At 71.5% G+C, this 16,380-nt stretch carries 14 protein-coding genes; 4 read left to right on the top strand and 10 right to left on the bottom strand.

Annotated elements, in window-relative coordinates; translation table 11 throughout:
* Positions 1-90: 90 nt before the first annotated feature.
* From arc to JOL79_RS07645, 4 genes are all read right to left on the bottom strand, one after another.
* Positions 91-1,854 carry a proteasome ATPase gene (gene arc, locus JOL79_RS07660; protein WP_210154976.1) on the bottom strand — a complete coding sequence of 588 codons (1,764 nt, stop codon included), beginning with the start codon at positions 1,852-1,854 and terminating at the stop codon, positions 91-93.
* Positions 1,855-2,059: 205 nt separating this feature from the next.
* Positions 2,060-2,923 carry a tRNA (adenine-N1)-methyltransferase gene (locus JOL79_RS07655; RefSeq protein WP_210154975.1) on the bottom strand — a complete coding sequence of 288 codons (864 nt, stop codon included), beginning with the start codon at positions 2,921-2,923 and terminating at the stop codon, positions 2,060-2,062.
* Positions 2,924-3,004: 81 nt separating this feature from the next.
* Positions 3,005-4,228, bottom strand: a complete 1,224-nt coding sequence (locus tag JOL79_RS07650; protein WP_210154974.1) for an aminotransferase class III-fold pyridoxal phosphate-dependent enzyme — start codon at positions 4,226-4,228, stop codon at positions 3,005-3,007.
* 17 nt (positions 4,229-4,245) lie between these two features.
* Complete coding sequence (locus JOL79_RS07645; protein ID WP_210154973.1) at positions 4,246-5,238, bottom strand: carbohydrate kinase family protein; 993 nt, start codon at positions 5,236-5,238, stop codon at positions 4,246-4,248.
* Positions 5,239-5,293: 55 nt separating this feature from the next.
* On the opposite strand from JOL79_RS07645, the gene JOL79_RS35350 reads away from it, so the two are divergent.
* A complete protein-coding gene (locus JOL79_RS35350) occupies positions 5,294-5,896 on the top strand; it encodes a TetR/AcrR family transcriptional regulator (RefSeq protein WP_210154972.1) in 603 nt (200 codons plus the stop codon).
* 35 nt (positions 5,897-5,931) lie between these two features.
* On the opposite strand, the gene JOL79_RS07635 is transcribed toward JOL79_RS35350, so the two are convergent.
* From JOL79_RS07635 to JOL79_RS07625, 3 genes are all read right to left on the bottom strand, one after another.
* A complete protein-coding gene (locus tag JOL79_RS07635; RefSeq protein ID WP_210154971.1) occupies positions 5,932-6,813 on the bottom strand; it encodes an LLM class F420-dependent oxidoreductase in 882 nt (293 codons plus the stop codon).
* Between the two features lie 102 nt (positions 6,814-6,915).
* Positions 6,916-8,619 carry an FHA domain-containing protein gene (locus JOL79_RS07630; RefSeq protein ID WP_210154970.1) on the bottom strand — a complete coding sequence of 568 codons (1,704 nt, stop codon included), beginning with the start codon at positions 8,617-8,619 and terminating at the stop codon, positions 6,916-6,918.
* A gap of 208 nt (positions 8,620-8,827) precedes the next feature.
* Complete coding sequence (locus JOL79_RS07625) at positions 8,828-9,958, bottom strand: site-2 protease family protein (RefSeq protein WP_210154969.1); 1,131 nt, start codon at positions 9,956-9,958, stop codon at positions 8,828-8,830.
* A 108-nt stretch (positions 9,959-10,066) separates the two neighbouring features.
* On the opposite strand from JOL79_RS07625, the gene JOL79_RS07620 reads away from it, so the two are divergent.
* The 3 genes from JOL79_RS07620 (at position 10,067) to JOL79_RS07610 (ending at position 12,956) form a co-directional block, all read left to right on the top strand.
* Complete coding sequence (locus JOL79_RS07620) at positions 10,067-10,930, top strand: RecB family exonuclease (RefSeq protein WP_210154968.1); 864 nt, start codon at positions 10,067-10,069, stop codon at positions 10,928-10,930.
* A 78-nt stretch (positions 10,931-11,008) separates the two neighbouring features.
* Positions 11,009-12,214 (top strand): sensor histidine kinase, encoded by a 1,206-nt coding sequence (locus tag JOL79_RS07615; protein WP_210154967.1) that lies wholly within the window; start codon positions 11,009-11,011, stop codon positions 12,212-12,214.
* 58 nt (positions 12,215-12,272) lie between these two features.
* Positions 12,273-12,956, top strand: coding sequence for a response regulator (locus JOL79_RS07610; RefSeq protein WP_210154966.1), 684 nt, complete (start codon positions 12,273-12,275; stop codon positions 12,954-12,956).
* A gap of 288 nt (positions 12,957-13,244) precedes the next feature.
* Here the strand turns inward: JOL79_RS07610 and JOL79_RS07605 are convergent, their stop codons facing one another.
* The 3 genes from JOL79_RS07605 to JOL79_RS07595 are packed head-to-tail and all read right to left on the bottom strand — an operon-like array spanning position 13,245 to position 16,380.
* Entirely contained in the window at positions 13,245-14,339 is a 1,095-nt protein-coding gene (locus JOL79_RS07605) for an ABC transporter ATP-binding protein (RefSeq protein ID WP_210154965.1), read from the bottom strand.
* Entirely contained in the window at positions 14,336-15,370 is a 1,035-nt protein-coding gene (locus tag JOL79_RS07600; RefSeq protein WP_210154964.1) for an ABC transporter ATP-binding protein, read from the bottom strand. Before JOL79_RS07600 ends, JOL79_RS07605 begins: the two co-directional genes overlap by 4 nt.
* Positions 15,367-16,380, bottom strand: a complete 1,014-nt coding sequence (locus JOL79_RS07595; protein ID WP_210154963.1) for an ABC transporter permease — start codon at positions 16,378-16,380, stop codon at positions 15,367-15,369. Before JOL79_RS07595 ends, JOL79_RS07600 begins: the two co-directional genes overlap by 4 nt.

Below are 16,380 nucleotides of genomic sequence, written 5' to 3'. Positions count from 1 at the left end.
GGGCGGCGCGATCGTGGATCGCGCCGCCCTCCATGGGTGACGCTCTAACCGCACGCCGGTCGGCGCGCGGCGCCCGTCAGGGCCTGCGGGTCACAGGTACTGACCGGTGTTGGCGACCGTGTCGATCGACCGGCCGGCCTCGGTGCCCTGCTTGCCCTGCACGAGGGTGCGGATGTAGACGATCCGCTCGCCCTTCTTGCCGGAGATGCGGGCCCAGTCGTCCGGGTTGGTGGTGTTGGGCAGGTCCTCGTTCTCGGAGAACTCGTCCACGCAGGCCGCCAGCAGATGCGAGATCCGCAGGCCCTTCTGCTTGGTCTCCAGGAACTCCTTGATGGCCATCTTCTTGCCGCGGTCCACGATGTTCTGGATCATGGCCCCGGAGTTGAAGTCCTTGAAGTACAGGACCTCCTTGTCGCCGTTGGCGTAGGTCACCTCGAGGAAGCGGTTCTCCTCACTCTCGGCGTACATGCGCTCGACGACCCGCTGGATCATCGCCGAGATCGTGCCCTCACGGCTGTCGCCGTGTTCGCTGAGATCCTCGGCGTGCAGGGGCAGGTCGCTGACGAGGTACTTCGAGAAGATGTCCTTGGCCGCCTCGGCGTCCGGCCGCTCGATCTTGATCTTGACGTCCAGACGGCCGGGCCGCAGGATCGCGGGGTCGATCATGTCCTCGCGGTTGGAGGCGCCGATGACGATGACGTTCTCCAGGCCCTCGACACCGTCGATCTCCGACAGCAGCTGGGGGACGATGGTGTTCTCGACGTCGGAGGAGACGCCGGAACCACGGGTGCGGAAGATCGAGTCCATCTCGTCGAAGAACACGATCACCGGCGTGCCCTCGGATGCCTTCTCACGGGCCCGCTGGAAGACCAGGCGGATGTGCCGCTCGGTCTCGCCGACGTACTTGTTCAGCAGCTCCGGACCCTTGATGTTGAGGAAGAAGCTCTTGCCGGACTGGCCGGTCTTCTCCGCGACCTGCTTGGCCAGGGAGTTGGCCACGGCCTTGGCGATGAGCGTCTTGCCGCATCCGGGCGGCCCGTAGAGCAGCACGCCCTTCGGCGGGCGGAGCTTGTGCTCGCGGAACAGGTCGGCGTGCAGATAGGGCAGCTCGATCGCGTCCCTGATCTGCTCGATCTGCCGGCTGAGGCCGCCGATCTCCTCGTAGGAGATGTCGGGGACCTCCTCAAGCACGAGCTCCTCGACCTCCGACTTCGGAATCCGCTCGTAGACGTAGTTGGAGCGCGGTTCGAGCAGAAGCGAGTCGCCCGCGCGGATCGGCTGGTCGAGCAGCGAGTGGGCGAGCTTGACAACCCGCTCCTCGTCGGCGTGGGAGATGACCAGGGCGCGCTCTCCGCCGTCCAGCACTTCCTTCAGCATGACGATCTCGCCGACGTCCTCGTAGCCGAGAGCCTCGACCACGTTGAGCGCCTCGTTCAGCATGACCTCCTGGCCACGCTTGAGCGAGTCGACGTCCACGGCGGGACTGACGTTCACCCTGAGCTTGCGGCCGCCGGTGAACACCTCGACCGTGCCGTCTTCCCTGGCTTCGAGGAAGACTCCGAAACCGGATGGCGGCTGCGCCAGCCGGTCGACCTCCTCCTTCAGGGCGACAATCTGATCCCTGGCCTCCTTGAGGGTGGAAACCAGCCGCTCGTTCTGGCTGGTGAGGGCGGCCACCTGGGCCTGCGCCTCATGCAGACGCTCTTCGATGACCCTGGCCTGCCGGGGGGACTCGGCGAGCTTCCGGCGCAACGCGGTGATCTCCTCCTGAAGGAAGGAGACCTGTGTTGTGAGGTCTGCGACCTCCCGTTCGCGCTGCGCGGCCCGAGCCTCAGCGTCGTCGCGAGCTGCCACGCCCCGTCACCTCCTTCCCCGTCGAGAACGACTACTCAAGACCCTACCTATCTTGGCGCTGTACGTAACCTGGCCGGGCAGTGTTCGTGTAGTTACGTTGGGTGTTCGGCGTTTGAGACCTTATGGATGGTTTCTTTCGCTCAGCATTAGGAACACACCCATATGTTCCCTTGTCACGCGGTTTTGCCGGGTTGTGGCTGAATTGTCACAGTTGTTCGATCCCCTCTCCATACGCCCCCTTGGCCGGGCGCCTGCGCCGGGGTGGGGGTGTCACGCCGTCCGCCATGCGACGGGCGGTGACGAGAAACCCCGTGTGGCCGACCATCCGATGATCCGGCCGTACGGCGAGGCCTTCCACATGCCAGTCGCGAACCAAGGTCTCCCACGCGTGGGGCTCGGTGAAACTCCCGTGCTCCCGCAGCGTCTCCACGGTTCTCGACATCTGCGTCGTAGTCGCCACATAACAGCAAATAACTCCGCCGGGGGTGAGCGCTTTCGCGGCGGCGTCGACGCACTCCCACGGCGCGAGCATGTCGAGGATCACCCGGTCCACGTCGGCCTCGTCGAGCGCCGACACGAAGTCGCCGACCACGAGCCGCCACTGCTCCATCGGACCGCCGAAGAACTTCTCCACGTTCTTCGTGGCGACCTCGGCGAAGTCGGCCCGGCGCTCGTAGGACGTCAGCGCCCCCTCCTGGCCGACGGCGCGCAGCAGGAAGCAGGTGAGCGCGCCGGAGCCCACGCCGGCCTCGACGACGCGCGCGCCGGGGAAGATGTCGGCCATCGCCACGATCTGCGCGGCGTCCTTGGGATAGACGACCGCGGCGCCCCGGGGCATGGAGAGGGTGTAGTCGGCGAGCAGGTGACGGAACGCCAGGTAGGCCGTGCCTCCGGAGGAGCGGACGACCGAGCCCTCGGGCTGGCCGATCAGGTCATCGTGCGGAATCGACCCCTTGTGCGTGTGGAACACACCGCCCTCTTTCAGCGTCACGGTGTGCCGCTTGTTCTTGGGATCGGTGAGCTGGACCTGATCTCCGGCCTGGAACGGGCCGTGCCTGCGGAAACCCATGGGGAAAGGCTAGTGCCCCTCCCGCGGGCCTTCGCCCCGTCGCGTCGCCGGGAGCGACCGGAGAGATCGGCCGAACCGGCCTCAGTCGGCCCCGTACGCCGCCCGCAGCTTGCCGAAGGCGGCGTCGGTGCCCTGCAGGGCCCGGTCGATCTCCTCGTCGGTGTGGGCGGTGGACAGGAACCAGTTGTGCCACCCGTGGAGGTACACCCCCTCGTCCAGGCAGGCGGCCGCCCAGGCCATGCCCTTCTCCAGGGTCTCGTCGCCCTCGAACGACAGCCACGGGACCTGCACGGGGCCGGTCTGCCTGACCACGAAGCCGTGTGACGCCGCCTGGGCCGCGATTCCCTCGCGCAGGCGGGTGCCGGCCCGGTGCATCAGCGCGACGCCGTCCGTCTCCCTGAGGATCTCAATGGTGGCCTTGGCGGCGGCCATGGCCGTCGCGGAGAACCAGAAGGAGCCCGTGGAGTAGAGGGTCTGGGCCGGTCCGCGCAGGGCGTCGGTCCCCGTGACGGCCGCGATGGGGAAGCCGTTCGCCATGGCCTTGCTCCACGCGGTGAGGTCGGGCCGGACGCCGAACGGCTCCCACGAGCCGCGCAGGTCGAGCCGCCAGCCCGCCCGCACGTCGTCGATCACCAGCGCGGCGCCGAGCCGGTCGGCCAGGGCCCGCACGCCGCGGGCGAAGGCCGGGTCGGCCGCCTCCTGGTCTTCGAAGGAGTCGTGCTTGAACGGGGTGACCAGGATGGCCGCCACGTCTCCCCCGGCCTGCTCGGCGGCCGTCTCCGCGCTCGCGAGGTCGTTGTAGGTGAACTCGATCGAGTCGGCGCGCTGGCTGGGCGTGACGCCGGACAGGCCGGGCGTGCACCAGGGGTCGGCGCCGTGGTAGGCCCCGTGGGCCACCAGCACCTTGGTGCGGCCGGTGGCGGCCCTGGCCACCATGAGGGCCTGGGTGGTGGCGTCGGTGCCGTTCTTGGAGAACATGGCCCAGTCGGCCGAGGGGATGAGGTCGACGAGGAGCTCGGCCAGCTCGACCATGATCGGGCCCGGCCCGTTCAGGCAGTCGCCCGCCGCCTGCTGTGCCGCCGCCGCGGCCTCGACCCGCGGGTTGCGGTGGCCCACGATCATGGGGCCCCAGCTGCACATCAGGTCGACGTACTCGCGGCCGTCGGCGTCCCACTGGCGGGCGCCCTCTGCCCGGACGAAGAACTGCGGATAGCTCTCACCGTGGAGCGCCGCGTTGAGGTGGCCGTACATGCCACCGGGGACGACCTTGGCGGCGCGGGCCCGCAGGGAGGCGTCGAGCGACATGGGGGTTCTCCCGTCTGTCAGCGGTCGGCGGCGCCGGGCGCACCGGCCCCGCCGCTGTCGGTGGCGCCGGATCCGGCGTCCGGGGTGAGTGGCCCGCCTGTGACGGGACCCTCCGTGATCGGCCCGTCGAGGCCCGCGTCGGAGCCCAGGCCCCCGGCGACCCGGGCCGCCACGGCGGTCGCGAGCCGGGCGGCGGCGAGCACGTCGCGGCCGCCCAGCAGGCCGGCGACGAAGCCGGCGCAGTAAGCGTCTCCGCAGCCCGTGGTGTCGACCACCGGGACGTCGAGCGCGGGCACCGTCACCGCGCCGGAGGGGGTGACGACCAGGCTGCCGGCGGCCCCGAGGGTGATCAGCGCGCCGCGCGGCCCGTCGGCCAGCAGGGCGGCGGCGGCCTCCGCCGCGGTGGCGGCGCCCGTGAGCATGAGCGCCTGCTCCTCGTTGGGCAGCACGTAGTCGACGTGCGGGAGGAACGACCGCACCGCCGGCATGAGGTCCGGCATGTTCGACAGCAGGTCCATCGTGACCACGGCGCCCGCTTCGCGCGCCTTGTCGAGCAGCGCGAAGAACTCCGGATCGTGCAGGCCCCAGGTGACGTCCATGCCGCCGAGGTGCACGATCTTCGCCCGGGCGAGGCGCTCCTGGTCGATGTCGGCGGTCGAGAGCCCCAGATTGGCCCCGGGCACGTGGAACGACGGCCGGCCGCCGTCCGGGCGGATCGGCAGGATCGAGGCGGCCGTCTGCTCGCCCGTCCTGCGGACCACCCCGCCCACGTCGACGCCGTGCCGCGCCATGATCATCAGGAGGAAGTCGCCCAGCTCGTCGTCGCCGACGGCGCCGAGGGAGGCCACCGGGACCCCGAGCTTCGCGAGGTCGACCGCCGTGCCCGCGGCGGCGCCCGCCGCGGTGATGCGGATCTGCTCCAGCAGGTGGGTGTCCTGCCCCGAGGGGATCGACTCCACCGGCCTGGCCAGCACGTCGACGATGTGCACGCCGACCGTCACAACCGACATGTGCGCATAATAGACGGGCGACCGACTAAAAGGTCAACCCGAAGGGGGAACAGCCGTGCCGAAGATCGTCGACCACGGGGAGCGGCGGGAGGAAGTTGTCGAGGCCGCCCGGCGGATCATCCTGCGGGACGGCATCGACGCCGCCACGACCCGGGCCATCGCCAGGGAGGCCGGATACTCCAACGGCGTCCTGACCCACTACTTCGCCGACAAGGACGACATCCTCGTGTCGGCCCTCGAGGCGTCGCACCGGAGGATCGCCGAGCGGCTCCGGGCCAGGCTCGCCGGGCTGACCGGGCTCGCGGCCCTGCGCGAGGTCCTCCTCGACAACGTGCCGCTGGACGAGGAGCGCAGAGGCGAGACCGGCCTTGAGGTCGGCTTCTGGGGGCGCAGCCTCACCGACCCCGCTCTTCTCGAGGTACAGCGGCGCGAGGCCGCCGAACTGCGCTATCTCGTGGTGAGCCTGCTCAGGTCGGCCGCCGAGGCAGGCGAGGTGCGCACCGGCGGGCGCCTGGACGAGGACCTCGACGACGTGGCAGAACGGCTCCTCGCGCTGGTGGACGGCCTGAGCGTCCACCGGCTGCTCTACCCCGGCCGCGTCCCCGACGACCGCCTCGAACGGCTCATCCTGGCCGAGCTCGACCGCCTCACCGCCTGACCACCCGGCCGCCTGCCCTCCGTATCGGGGGCCTCCTAGCCGACGGCGGCCACCCGGGGGGCGACGCGCTCGGCCAGCAGCTCGGCGAAGGCCGCCGGGTCGCGGTCCGGGAGCACCTGGACCTCAGCCACGCCGAGCTTGGCGTACTCCTCGATCTCCGCGAGGAACGCGTCGGTCTGGTCGAGCACCGAACCGCTGCTGTACATCACGGTCTTCTCGATGGCCTGATAGTCGCGCCCCTCGGCCTCGCAGTGCGCCCGCAGCACGTCGAGCTTGCGGGCTACCTCGTCCCGCCCCCGGGCGAACAGGTTGCAGGCGTCGCCGTACCGGGCGACCAGCAGCAGGGTCTTCTTCTCCCCGCCGCCCCCGATCAGGATGCGCGGGCGGGGACGGGAGAGCGGCGCGGGGACGCAGATCGTCTCCTCCAGCCGGTAGTGCCGCCCTTCGTACGGCCCGTCGTCCTCGCTCCACATCTGCAGGCAGATCCGCAGCGTCTCCTCCAGCCGCTCGAACCGCTCGGCCATCGGCACCACGGGCACGCCGTACGCCCGCTGCTCACGCTCGTACCAGGAGGCGCCGAGCCCGAGCTGGGCGCGGCCGCCGGACAGCACGTCGAGCGTGGTCACGATCTTCGCCAGCGGCCCCGGGTGCCGGTACATGACACCCGTGACCAGGACGCCGAGCCGGATCCGCTCGGTGAGCGCCGCGACGTAGCCGAGCGTGGTGTAGGCCTCGAGCATCGGCTCGTCCGCGTGGCTGGCCGCCGTCTGCATCTGCAGGTAGTGATCCATGACGCTGAACGACGACAGGCCGGCCTGGTCGGCCACGCGCGCCGTCCGGGCCAGCGTCGGCGCGATCAGCGCCGGGTCGGCCGGGGTCGAGAAGTTCCAGTAGTGCAGGCCGAGCTTCACGGTCACCTCCGGGACAGGGGACTGCCTCGGCCGCCGGGGCGGCGGCGAGGCTCGGCGTCCGAGCGGCGGCCCGGACGGCCGGCGGATCGGCGGGGAGCTCCGTACGCCCTACGCGTTGCGGAGCCCCTCGTAGCGCATGGTGCGGGAGACACCCACCCGGACGGTCGTGCCGGGGAGGATCGGCACGGGCTCGTTCGGCGGGATGTCATAGAAGTTCGGGTCGCCGGGCGGCTGGATCTGCGTTCCGTTGACCGAGCCGAGGTCGAGCAGGTTGACGTCCCAGTTTTCCAGGAACACGCGCAGGTGCCGGCGGGACACCGATCCGTCGGGGCTGGTCACCCGGGCCGGCCGGGCCTCCCCCGACTGCACCTCCGCCGCCCGCTCCGGGTCGCGTCCGAGCACGTAGTCGCCGTCCAGCGGGAGCGACATCCCGTCGTCCAGCTGAAGCACGCCGAGCTGCGGCCGCGGCCCCTTGTAGGGCACCACCGCCCGCTGGTCGATCGGCACCCCGCAGATCGAGCAGTAGGTCGCCCGCGGGTCGTTGAAGTGGTCGTTCGTGCAGTCCACGCCGTACACCATGGGGCGCGAGTCACGCTCGGGCGTCACGTCGAGCTGGGTGGCCTCGCCCGCGTCCTCCTCCTGCGCCGCGGGGGCGGCGTGCGCGGCGGGCTCGTAGGCGGAACCCTCGAACCCTGGGCCCTCGAACCCGGACTTCTCGAACCCGGACTTCTCGAAGGCCGGGCCGTCGAAGCCGGGCCCCTCGAACGCGGGGCCGTCGAACGCGGTTGGGTCGTAGGCGGGGGGCTCGTAGGGCGGAGCCGGCTCGAAGGGAGCGCCGCCGGCGTCCTGACGGGGCCGGTCCTCGCCGCCGGGCCTGTCGTACGGCTGCGGCAGGTCCGGCCCGGTGTCGTACAGCGGGTGCGGGTCCTGGCCAGGCTCCTGCACCGGCTGGGGGCCGGACACCGGGCCCGGCACGGACTCGGGGAGCGGCGGCTGCTGGTCCGGCTGCGGCGTCCCGAGGTAAGGCGGCAGCGGACCGAACGGCCCGGACGACGCGGGGTCGGAGATCGGGGGCGGCGGGGCGAGCGGCTGCGAGGGCTGGGGCAGATAGGGCGAGGAGACGGGCTGCGGCGGCTGCGAGGGGTACGGCGGCGCGAGCCCGGGCTCCGGCGGCACGGCGGGGGGAACGGGACCGGGCGGCATGGGCGGCGGCGGGACCAGCGGTTCGCGGGGGGAGATCGGCTCGGGCAGCCCGGGAGCCGGCGGCTGGTAGGGCTGTCCGTGCGGGGGCCGCGGCGGCAGCGGGGGGAAGGCGAGCTCGCCGCTCTGGCTGAAGTCGCACTCGATCCCGGCGCCGCCGACCACTCCGCCGTCCAGGCGGGCGTACGGCCCGGCCTGGCCCGCGCCGGGCAGGCGCAGCTCGATCCGGGTCACCGGGCCGTTGACGAGCCTGTCGGTCCAGGTCAGGGCGTCCCGGCCGGCCAGCCGGACCTCACCGTCGGGGCCTCCCGACACGACCGCGAGCGCGGCCCCGCTGACAAGCACCGCGACACCGCCCCCCGCGGGGCCGGCCACCGCGCAGGTGACGGGCTCGCCGCCGATCGACCGGTCCATCGCCCTGGCGAGTACCTGGGCCACCCGGCGGGCCAGCGCGCGGCCGTCGCCCCCCGTCGTGGCGGTCTCGTTCAGCGCGCCGAGCAGTTCCTCGACCGGCTGCTCAGCGGCGGCGCACACGAGCAGCAGGCCGTTCACGTGCGCGACCACGCCCTCTCCCGGCAGCGGGCGGACCACCCCCACGCCCTGTTCCGTCACAGAACTCTCCCTCCGGAAACGCCACCGGTCTGACCGGCACCTTCGTCGGCACACCCGGCCGGTGCCGGATCGATCACCCCAGAAAGTAGCAAAAAGAACCGTGAAACGGCCGTGTCCGGAACGGCGGCGCTCGCTCCCGGACACCCACTCTGTGCCGAGGCAACCCTATGCCCACCGGCGGCGGGCCGACGAGGGGGAGGGACGGGAGTCAGACCCCGCTGAACACCCGGTTGACGTCGGCTGTCGCGAGCACCCCGTAGATCTCGCCGCCCCGCTCGACGAGCAGGTACTCCCCCGCCGGGGTCTCCCGCATCGCGTCCAGCAGCGACTCGCCCTCCAGGTCGGCCCCGAGCACCAGCGCGGGCTCAAGCGCGCGGGACAGCGAGCCGACGTTGACCCACGGCCGGCGCTGCTCGGGGGTGGCGGTGACGGCCGCCTCGTTGACGATGCCGATCGGATGGCCGTCGTGGTCGACCAGGACCATCGCCCCGGCCCCGGCCTCACGCGCGCGCCGCAGGCCCTCCGACAGCGGCACCTCGGACGTGACGGGAATCGCCCGGCGGGCCAGCGCCCTGGCGCGCAACTTCGGGAGCCGGGCCCGGGCGCGGGCGACCCGCAGCGACTGGGTGGCGCCGAACCAGATGAACGACCCCAGCACGATTCCCCACACCAGCATCTCGAGGCGGGGCTCCTGGCCGGAGGCGAGGGCGAGGATCAGCGGCACCACGACGACCGCCACGGCGACCGTGCGGCCGACCCAGGCGGCGGCCACGGTGCCCGTGCCGGAGTCGCTGGACACCTTCCAGACGGCGGCCCTGAGCATGCGGCCGCCGTCCAGCGGCAGGCCGGGCAGCAGGTTGAAGACGCCGACCACCAGGTTGGACCACCACAGCTGCATGACCAGCACCGAGACGACCCCCTCCGGGGGGACGGCGTAGCGGTAGGCCAGGTAGCCGACGCCCGCGAGCCCGAGCGACAGCAGCGGTCCGGCGAAGGCGACGTTGAACTCCCGGCCCGCCGTCTCCGGCTCCCGCTCGATCTCCGACACGCCGCCGAGGAGATAGAGCGTGATGCGGCGCACCGGCAGGCCGTAGTGCTTGGCCACGACGCAGTGGGCCAGCTCGTGCAGCAGCACCGAAACGTACAGCAGGACGGCGAAGGCGAGCGCCACGGCGTAGGTCCCGGCCTCGCCGTACTCCGGCAGCCTGGAGGCGAACGCCGGCTGCAACGTGATCGTGATGAACGCCGCCACGATGAGCCACGTCGGGGAGACGTAGACCGGAATGCCGAACGGACGCCCCATCCGCAACCCCGGCGACGTTTTGACAGGTGTGCTCATGCTGGCCGCCTTCTCTTCCCTTGGCCTCGATGCTACGCGCCCGCGAGGTGAGATCAGCCTAGGTCGTACGGGCCCGGTCTGTCGGTCGGGTGTCCTACAGTTCCGGTCATGACCCTCGCCGAAGAGCGCTCGATCATCGGCGCCCTCTCCCCCTCCCGCGCCGGTGATTTCATGACCTGCCCGCTGCTCTACCGGTTCCGGGTCATCGACCAGCTTCCCGAGCGGCCCTCCTCGGCCGCGGTGCGCGGCACGCTGGTCCACGCGGTGCTGGAGCGGCTGTACGACCTGCCGGCCGAGGCCCGCACCGTCGCGGCCGCCCGCGACCTGCTCGACCCGCAGTGGCGGCGGCTGCTCACCGACGAGCCCGAGTACGCCGGGCTGTTCGAGACCGACGAGGAGCGCGACGCCTGGCTCGCCCAGGCCGCCGGCATGCTCGAGCGCTACTTCACGCTGGAGGACCCGCGGCGCCTGGAGCCGGCCGAGCGTGAGATGTACGTCGAGACCGTGCTCGACAGCGGGCTGCTGCTGCGCGGCTACATCGACCGGCTCGACGTGGCGCCCACCGGCGAGATCCGGGTGGTCGACTACAAGACGGGCACGGCCCCCGGCCGGGAGTTCGAGGCGAAGGCGCTGTTCCAGATGAAGTTCTACGCCCTCGCGCTGTGGCGGCGCGACGGGCGGGTGCCGCGCATGCTCCAGCTCATGTACCTGGGAAACGGCGAGATCCTCCGCTACGTGCCGGACGAGGCCGACCTGCGGGCCACCGAGCGCAAGGTCGAGGCGCTGTGGGCGGCGATCGAGCGGGCGATCCGCACCCGCGAGTGGCGGGCCCGCCCGTCCCGGCTGTGCGACTGGTGCGATCACCAGGCGCTGTGCCCCGAGTTCGGCGGCACACCGCCGCCGGTGCCCGACAGGGAGCCCGGTCTGTCGGCCCGGCCCGGGAGCAGGAGGGCCGCGACCGACGAGCTGTGACCTCTCCTCCCCGCGGAGGAGAGCCGATATCCCACCCAGGCAGGGTGGCGTCCAGATCTGACCGCCTAGATTTGGTGGGTGCGCACCACCCTCGACGGCCCGCGGTCCCGGCTTCGAGCCCCTCTGATCGCCGACTCGATCATCGCGGTGGTCCTGACGGCCGGCTCCCTTGTGGTCATCGGCGCCACGAGCCCGCGAATCCCGGTGCGCCTGCCGGACGCCGCGGCCGTCCGCGCGCCGGACGCGCTGAACCTCGTCCTGGCGGCGTTGTGCACGCTTCCCGTCGCACTGCGCCGGCGCTGGCCGTTCGTGATGCTGGCGGCGACCGCGATCCCCGCGTGGGCGCTCGTCGCGCTCGGCTACGACTCGGGGCTCGGCATCGCCGGGGTGCTGATCCTGCTCTACTCCGTGGCCGCCCACCGGGGCCTCGCCCTGAGCCTCGCCGCGCTCGTGACCGCGCTGGCGACCAGCGCGGTCAGCGCCTCCGTCCGGCCGGGACCGGTGTCGTGGGCCGACCACGTCGTGGTCTTCGTGGTCACGCTGCTGTGCTGGGTGTGCGGCCGCGCCATCCGGCTGCGCCGCGCGTACCTCGCCGAGCTCGTCCAGCGGGCCCACCGGCTGGAACGTGCGCGTGAGGCCGACACCCGGGCCGCCCGGGCGGAGGAGCGCTCCCGGATCGCGCGGGAGCTGCACGACGTGGTCGCTCACCACGTCAGCGTCATGACCGTCCAGGCCGCGGCGGCCCGCAGGATGCTCGACAGCGACCCGGAGGTCACCCGGGACGCCCTCACCGCCATCGAGGAGATGGGACGGACGGCGATGGCGGAGATGCGCGACATCGTCGGCGTCCTACGCACGGACGACCCGGCCGAGCTGAGACCGCAGCCGGGCATGCAGGACATTCCGGCGCTGGTCGAGCAGATGCGGGAGGCGGGCCTGCGCGCGCAGCTGCGGATCGGCGGCGAGCGGCGCGGGCTGCCGCCGGGGATCGACCTGGCCGCCTACCGGCTGGTTCAGGAGGCCCTGACGAACAGCCTCCGGCACGCGGGCCCCGCGGCCCGGGCCTGGGTGACGGTGCGGCACGAGCCCGCCGAGCTGACCGTTCACATCGAGGACGACGGCCGGGGCGACGCCGACGGGGCTCTCACCGTGAAGGGGAAGGGTCACGGTCTGGTGGGTATCAGGGAGCGGGTCGCGCTCTATGGTGGAATTCTGCACATCGGCCCCCGAACCGGGGGCGGATTCGAGGTCCGGGCCCGCTTCCCCCTCAAGGACAGACCATGACAATCAGGGCGATACCCCTTAACCGCCCATCCACCCGACCCGGCTCAGGAGACCTGTGGTGACCATCCGGGTCCTGCTGGTCGACGATCAGCCGCTGCTGCGCACCGGCTTCCGGTTCATCCTGGAGGCCGAGTCCGACGTCACCGTGGTCGGCGAGGCCGGTGACGGGGCGACGGCGATGGACCAGTCCCGGGCGCTGCTCCCCGACGTGGTGCTGATGGACGTGCGCATGCCCGGTACCGACGGCATCGAGGCGACGCGGCGCATCGTCCGCGAGGCCGCGCCCAACGCGCACGTGCCGAAGGTACTGGTGCTGACCACCTTCGACCTGGACGAGTACATCGTCGAGGCGCTGCGGGCGGGGGCGAGCGGCTTCCTGCTCAAGGACGTGCCGCCGGACGAGCTCGTCCAGGCCATCCGGGTGGTCGCCGCGGGCGACGCGATCGTGGCTCCCAGCGTGACCCGCCGCCTGCTCGACCGTTTCGCGACGCGCCTTCCTCCCGTGCACGAGCAGGCGACACCGGCCAGGCTCGACCGGCTGACCGAGCGCGAGCTGGAGGTCCTGCGCCTGATCGCCAGAGGCATGTCGAACGCCGAGATCGCCGCGGAGCTGGTGGTCAGCGAGACGACCGTGAAGACGCATGTGGGCAACGTGCTGACCAAGCTGGGGCTGCGCGACCGCGTCCAGGCGGCCGTGCTCGCCTACGAGACCGGGCTGATCATCCCCGGCGCGTTCTCCTGATCCCGCACTCTGAATAGAGTGCCTTCGGGACCGGGGGCTCACGGCTCCTCCCGGCGGAGGACGCGGCGTCCCGGTTGTACGTCTGAGGGAGCAGGCGAGACCGGTCCCGCGGGCGGATCCGCCGCGGCGGCCGGACCCGTACGGTAGTTCCCGGGGGTCGCGATAAAGGGGGGCGGCACTCGCCGGCACGGCTACCGCGCAACGTCGGGGGAACGACGGCGGCAGCCGTGCCGGCGGTGGCCGGACGCGCGAACGTCCAGCCAGCGCGACAGGGCAGGGCGTCCGGTGTCAGCCCGCGGCCGGGCCGGAGCCCGCGCCCGGGGCCACCGTTCCGGAAGTCGCGGACGCGGCGCCGGCGGACCCCGCGGACGCGGGTGCGTTCTCGGGGAAGTGGCAGGCCACCTGGTGGCCGGAGGCCAGCGTCTCCAGCGGCGGCTCCACCGTGCGGCACACCTCCTGCGCCTTCCAGCAGCGGGTGTGGAAGCGGCAGGCCGGCGGCGGGTTCAGCGGCGAGGGGACGTCGCCCTGCAGCCGGATGCGCTCCCGCTCCGCGCGCCGCTTGGGGTCCGGGATCGGCACGGCCGACAGCAGCGCGTTGGTGTACGGATGCATCGGGGAGTCGTACAGGCTCTTGCGGTCGGCGATCTCGACGATCTTGCCGAGGTACATGACCGCGACCCGGTCGCTGATGTGCCGGACCACGGACAGGTCGTGCGCGATGACCACGTAGGTGAGGTCGAGCTCGCGCTGCAGGTCCTCCAGCAGGTTGACGACCTGGGCCTGGATCGACACGTCGAGCGCGGAGACGGGCTCGTCGGCGATGATCAGCTTGGGCCGCAGGGCCAGGGTCCTGGCGATGCCGATCCGCTGCCGCTGACCCCCGGAGAACTCGTGCGGGTAGCGGTTGTAGTGCTCGGGGTTGAGCCCGACCAGCTCCAGGATCTCCTGGACGGCCTTCTTGGTGCCCTGCTCGGTCGCGACGCCCTGGATGCGGAACGGCGCGCCGACGATGGCGCCGACCGTGTGCCGCGGGTTGAGCGAGCTGTAGGGGTCCTGGAAGATCATCTGCACGTCCCGCCGGAGCGGGCGCAGCTTCCCCTGGGACATGTGCGTGATGTCCACGCCCTCGAAGACTATCTTCCCGTCGGTCGGCTCGACCAGCCTGGTGATCAGCCGTCCGGTCGTGGTCTTGCCGCACCCCGACTCGCCGACGAGGCCGAGGGTCTCGCCCTTGACGACGTCGAAGCCGATGCCGTCGACCGCCCTGACCGCGCCGACCTGCCGCCGGAGCAGCCCCTTCACGACGGGGAAGTGCTTGCGCAGGCCCTGAACGGACAGCAGCGGCTCGCCGGTCGTCGCGGCGCCCTCGCTCCGCTCGCTCATGAGGCCTCCAGGTTCGGCTTGATCTCGTTCTCCCAGATGGCGCGGCGCCGCTCGCGCGGCAGGTGACAGCGCACCAGGTGGCCCCCCTCGGTCTCCAGCAGCTCCGGCACCTCGGTTTGCGCGCGCCCCTCCGTCCGCTCCTCGAAGGCGCAGCGCGGGTGGAACGCGCAGCCGGAGGGCACGTTGATGAGCGACGGGGGCGTTCCCTTGATCGGGAGCAGCCGCTCGGTCGGCTCACGGTCAAGACGCGGCATCGAGCCGAGCAGCCCCCAGGTGTACGGGTGCTCGGGCCGCTCGAAGATGTCCTCGGCGGTGCCGTACTCGACGCACTTGCCCCCGTACATCACAAGGATGTCGTCGGAGAGCTCGGCGACCACGCCGAGGTCGTGCGTGATGACGATCAGCGCGGCGTTGAAGTCACGCTGCAGGTCGCGCATGAGGTCGAGGATCTGCGCCTGGACGGTCACGTCGAGCGCCGTGGTGGGCTCGTCCGCGATCAGCAGCTCGGGGTCGCAGCTCAGCGCCATGGCGATCATCGCGCGCTGCCGCATGCCGCCGGAGAACTCGTGGGGGTAACTGTCGACGCGCCGATCCGGCTGCGGGATGCCGACCCGGCCCAGCATGTCGACGGCGTGCTTGCGGGCGACCTTCTTGCTGACCTTGTTGTGGATCCGGTACGCCTCGATGATCTGCTGGCCCACCGTGTAGAAGGGGTGCATGGCCGACAGCGGATCCTGGAAGATCATCGCCATCTTCTTGCCGCGCAGCCCGCGCACGTGCTCCTGGGACGCGCCGACCAGCTCCTCGCCGTCGAGCCAGATCTCGCCGGAGATGTTCGCGCCGCGGCCCTTGTGCAGGCCGAGGACGCCGAGGCTGGTGACGGACTTGCCCGAACCGGACTCCCCCACGATGCCGAGGGTCTTGCCCCGTTCCACGCTGAAGGTCAGCCCGTCGACGGACTTGACCAGGCCGTCGTCGGTCGGAAAGTGGATTTTCAGATTCCTGACGTCGAGGAACGCACCCTCGGTCACGCGAGCCTCACCCTCGGGTCCACGACCGCGTAGAGCAGGTCGACGATCAGGTTGGCCAGGATGATGAAGATCGCCGCGACCAGCGTGACCCCCATCACCTGCGGAAGGTCGTTGTTGCCGATGGCGTCGACCGCGTACTTGCCGATGCCCGGCAGGGAGAACGTGCTCTCGGTCAGGACGGCGCCGCCGAGCAGCAGGCCGAGGTCGAGGCCGAAGATGGTGAGCACGGGGGTGAGCGTGGCCCGCAGCCCGTGTTTCAGCACGACCGTGCGCTCGGGCAGTCCCTTGGCGCGGGCCGTGCGGATGTAGTCCTCGGACATGGTCTCCAGCATGCCCGCCCGGGTGAGCCGGGCATAACCGGCGGCGTACAGGAAGGCGAGCGTGATCCACGGCAGGCTCAGGTTGTTCGCCCAGGTCAACGGGTCCTGCGTGAACGGGACCCAGTCGGCGACGTCGCCCACCAGACCCAGCTGGTCGCGGAAGATCGCGAGCGAGACGATGCCGGTGAAGAAGATGGGCAGCGAGACGCCGGCCAGGGCGACGCCCATGGAGATCCGGTCGAAGACGCTGCCGCGCCGCAGCGCGGAGACGACGCCGGCCGCGACGCCGAACACCAGCCAGATCACCGCGGCGCCGAGCGCGAGGGACAGCGTGACCGGCAGGCGGTCGAGCAGGTCGGGCAGCACCGGGTTCTGGGTGACGTAGGAGTAGCCCAGGCACGGCGCCGGGCAGTGCTCGATCCCGGGACCGTAGTTCCGGTCGACGCCCAGGAAGAGGCCCTTCACGAACCGCCCGTACTGCACGAGGATCGGGTCGTAGAACCCGAGCCGCGTCGCGGTGTCATGGATGACCTGGGAGTTCGCCGCCTTGCTCACGTACCGGGAGGCCAGGTCGTCGGCCGACATGCCGGCGAGCCTCGGCACGAGGAAGAAGATGGCGAACGTGGTGATGCTGACCACGAAGAGCAGCACGACGGCCGCCGCCAGCCGCCTGATGATGTAAGTGACCAC

This window comes from Microbispora oryzae, assembly GCF_017896165.1.
Lineage (GTDB): Bacteria > Actinomycetota > Actinomycetes > Streptosporangiales > Streptosporangiaceae > Microbispora > Microbispora oryzae.
Note: the sequence above shows the minus strand (reverse complement) of the source record. Positions and strands in the feature narration are given on the sequence as shown.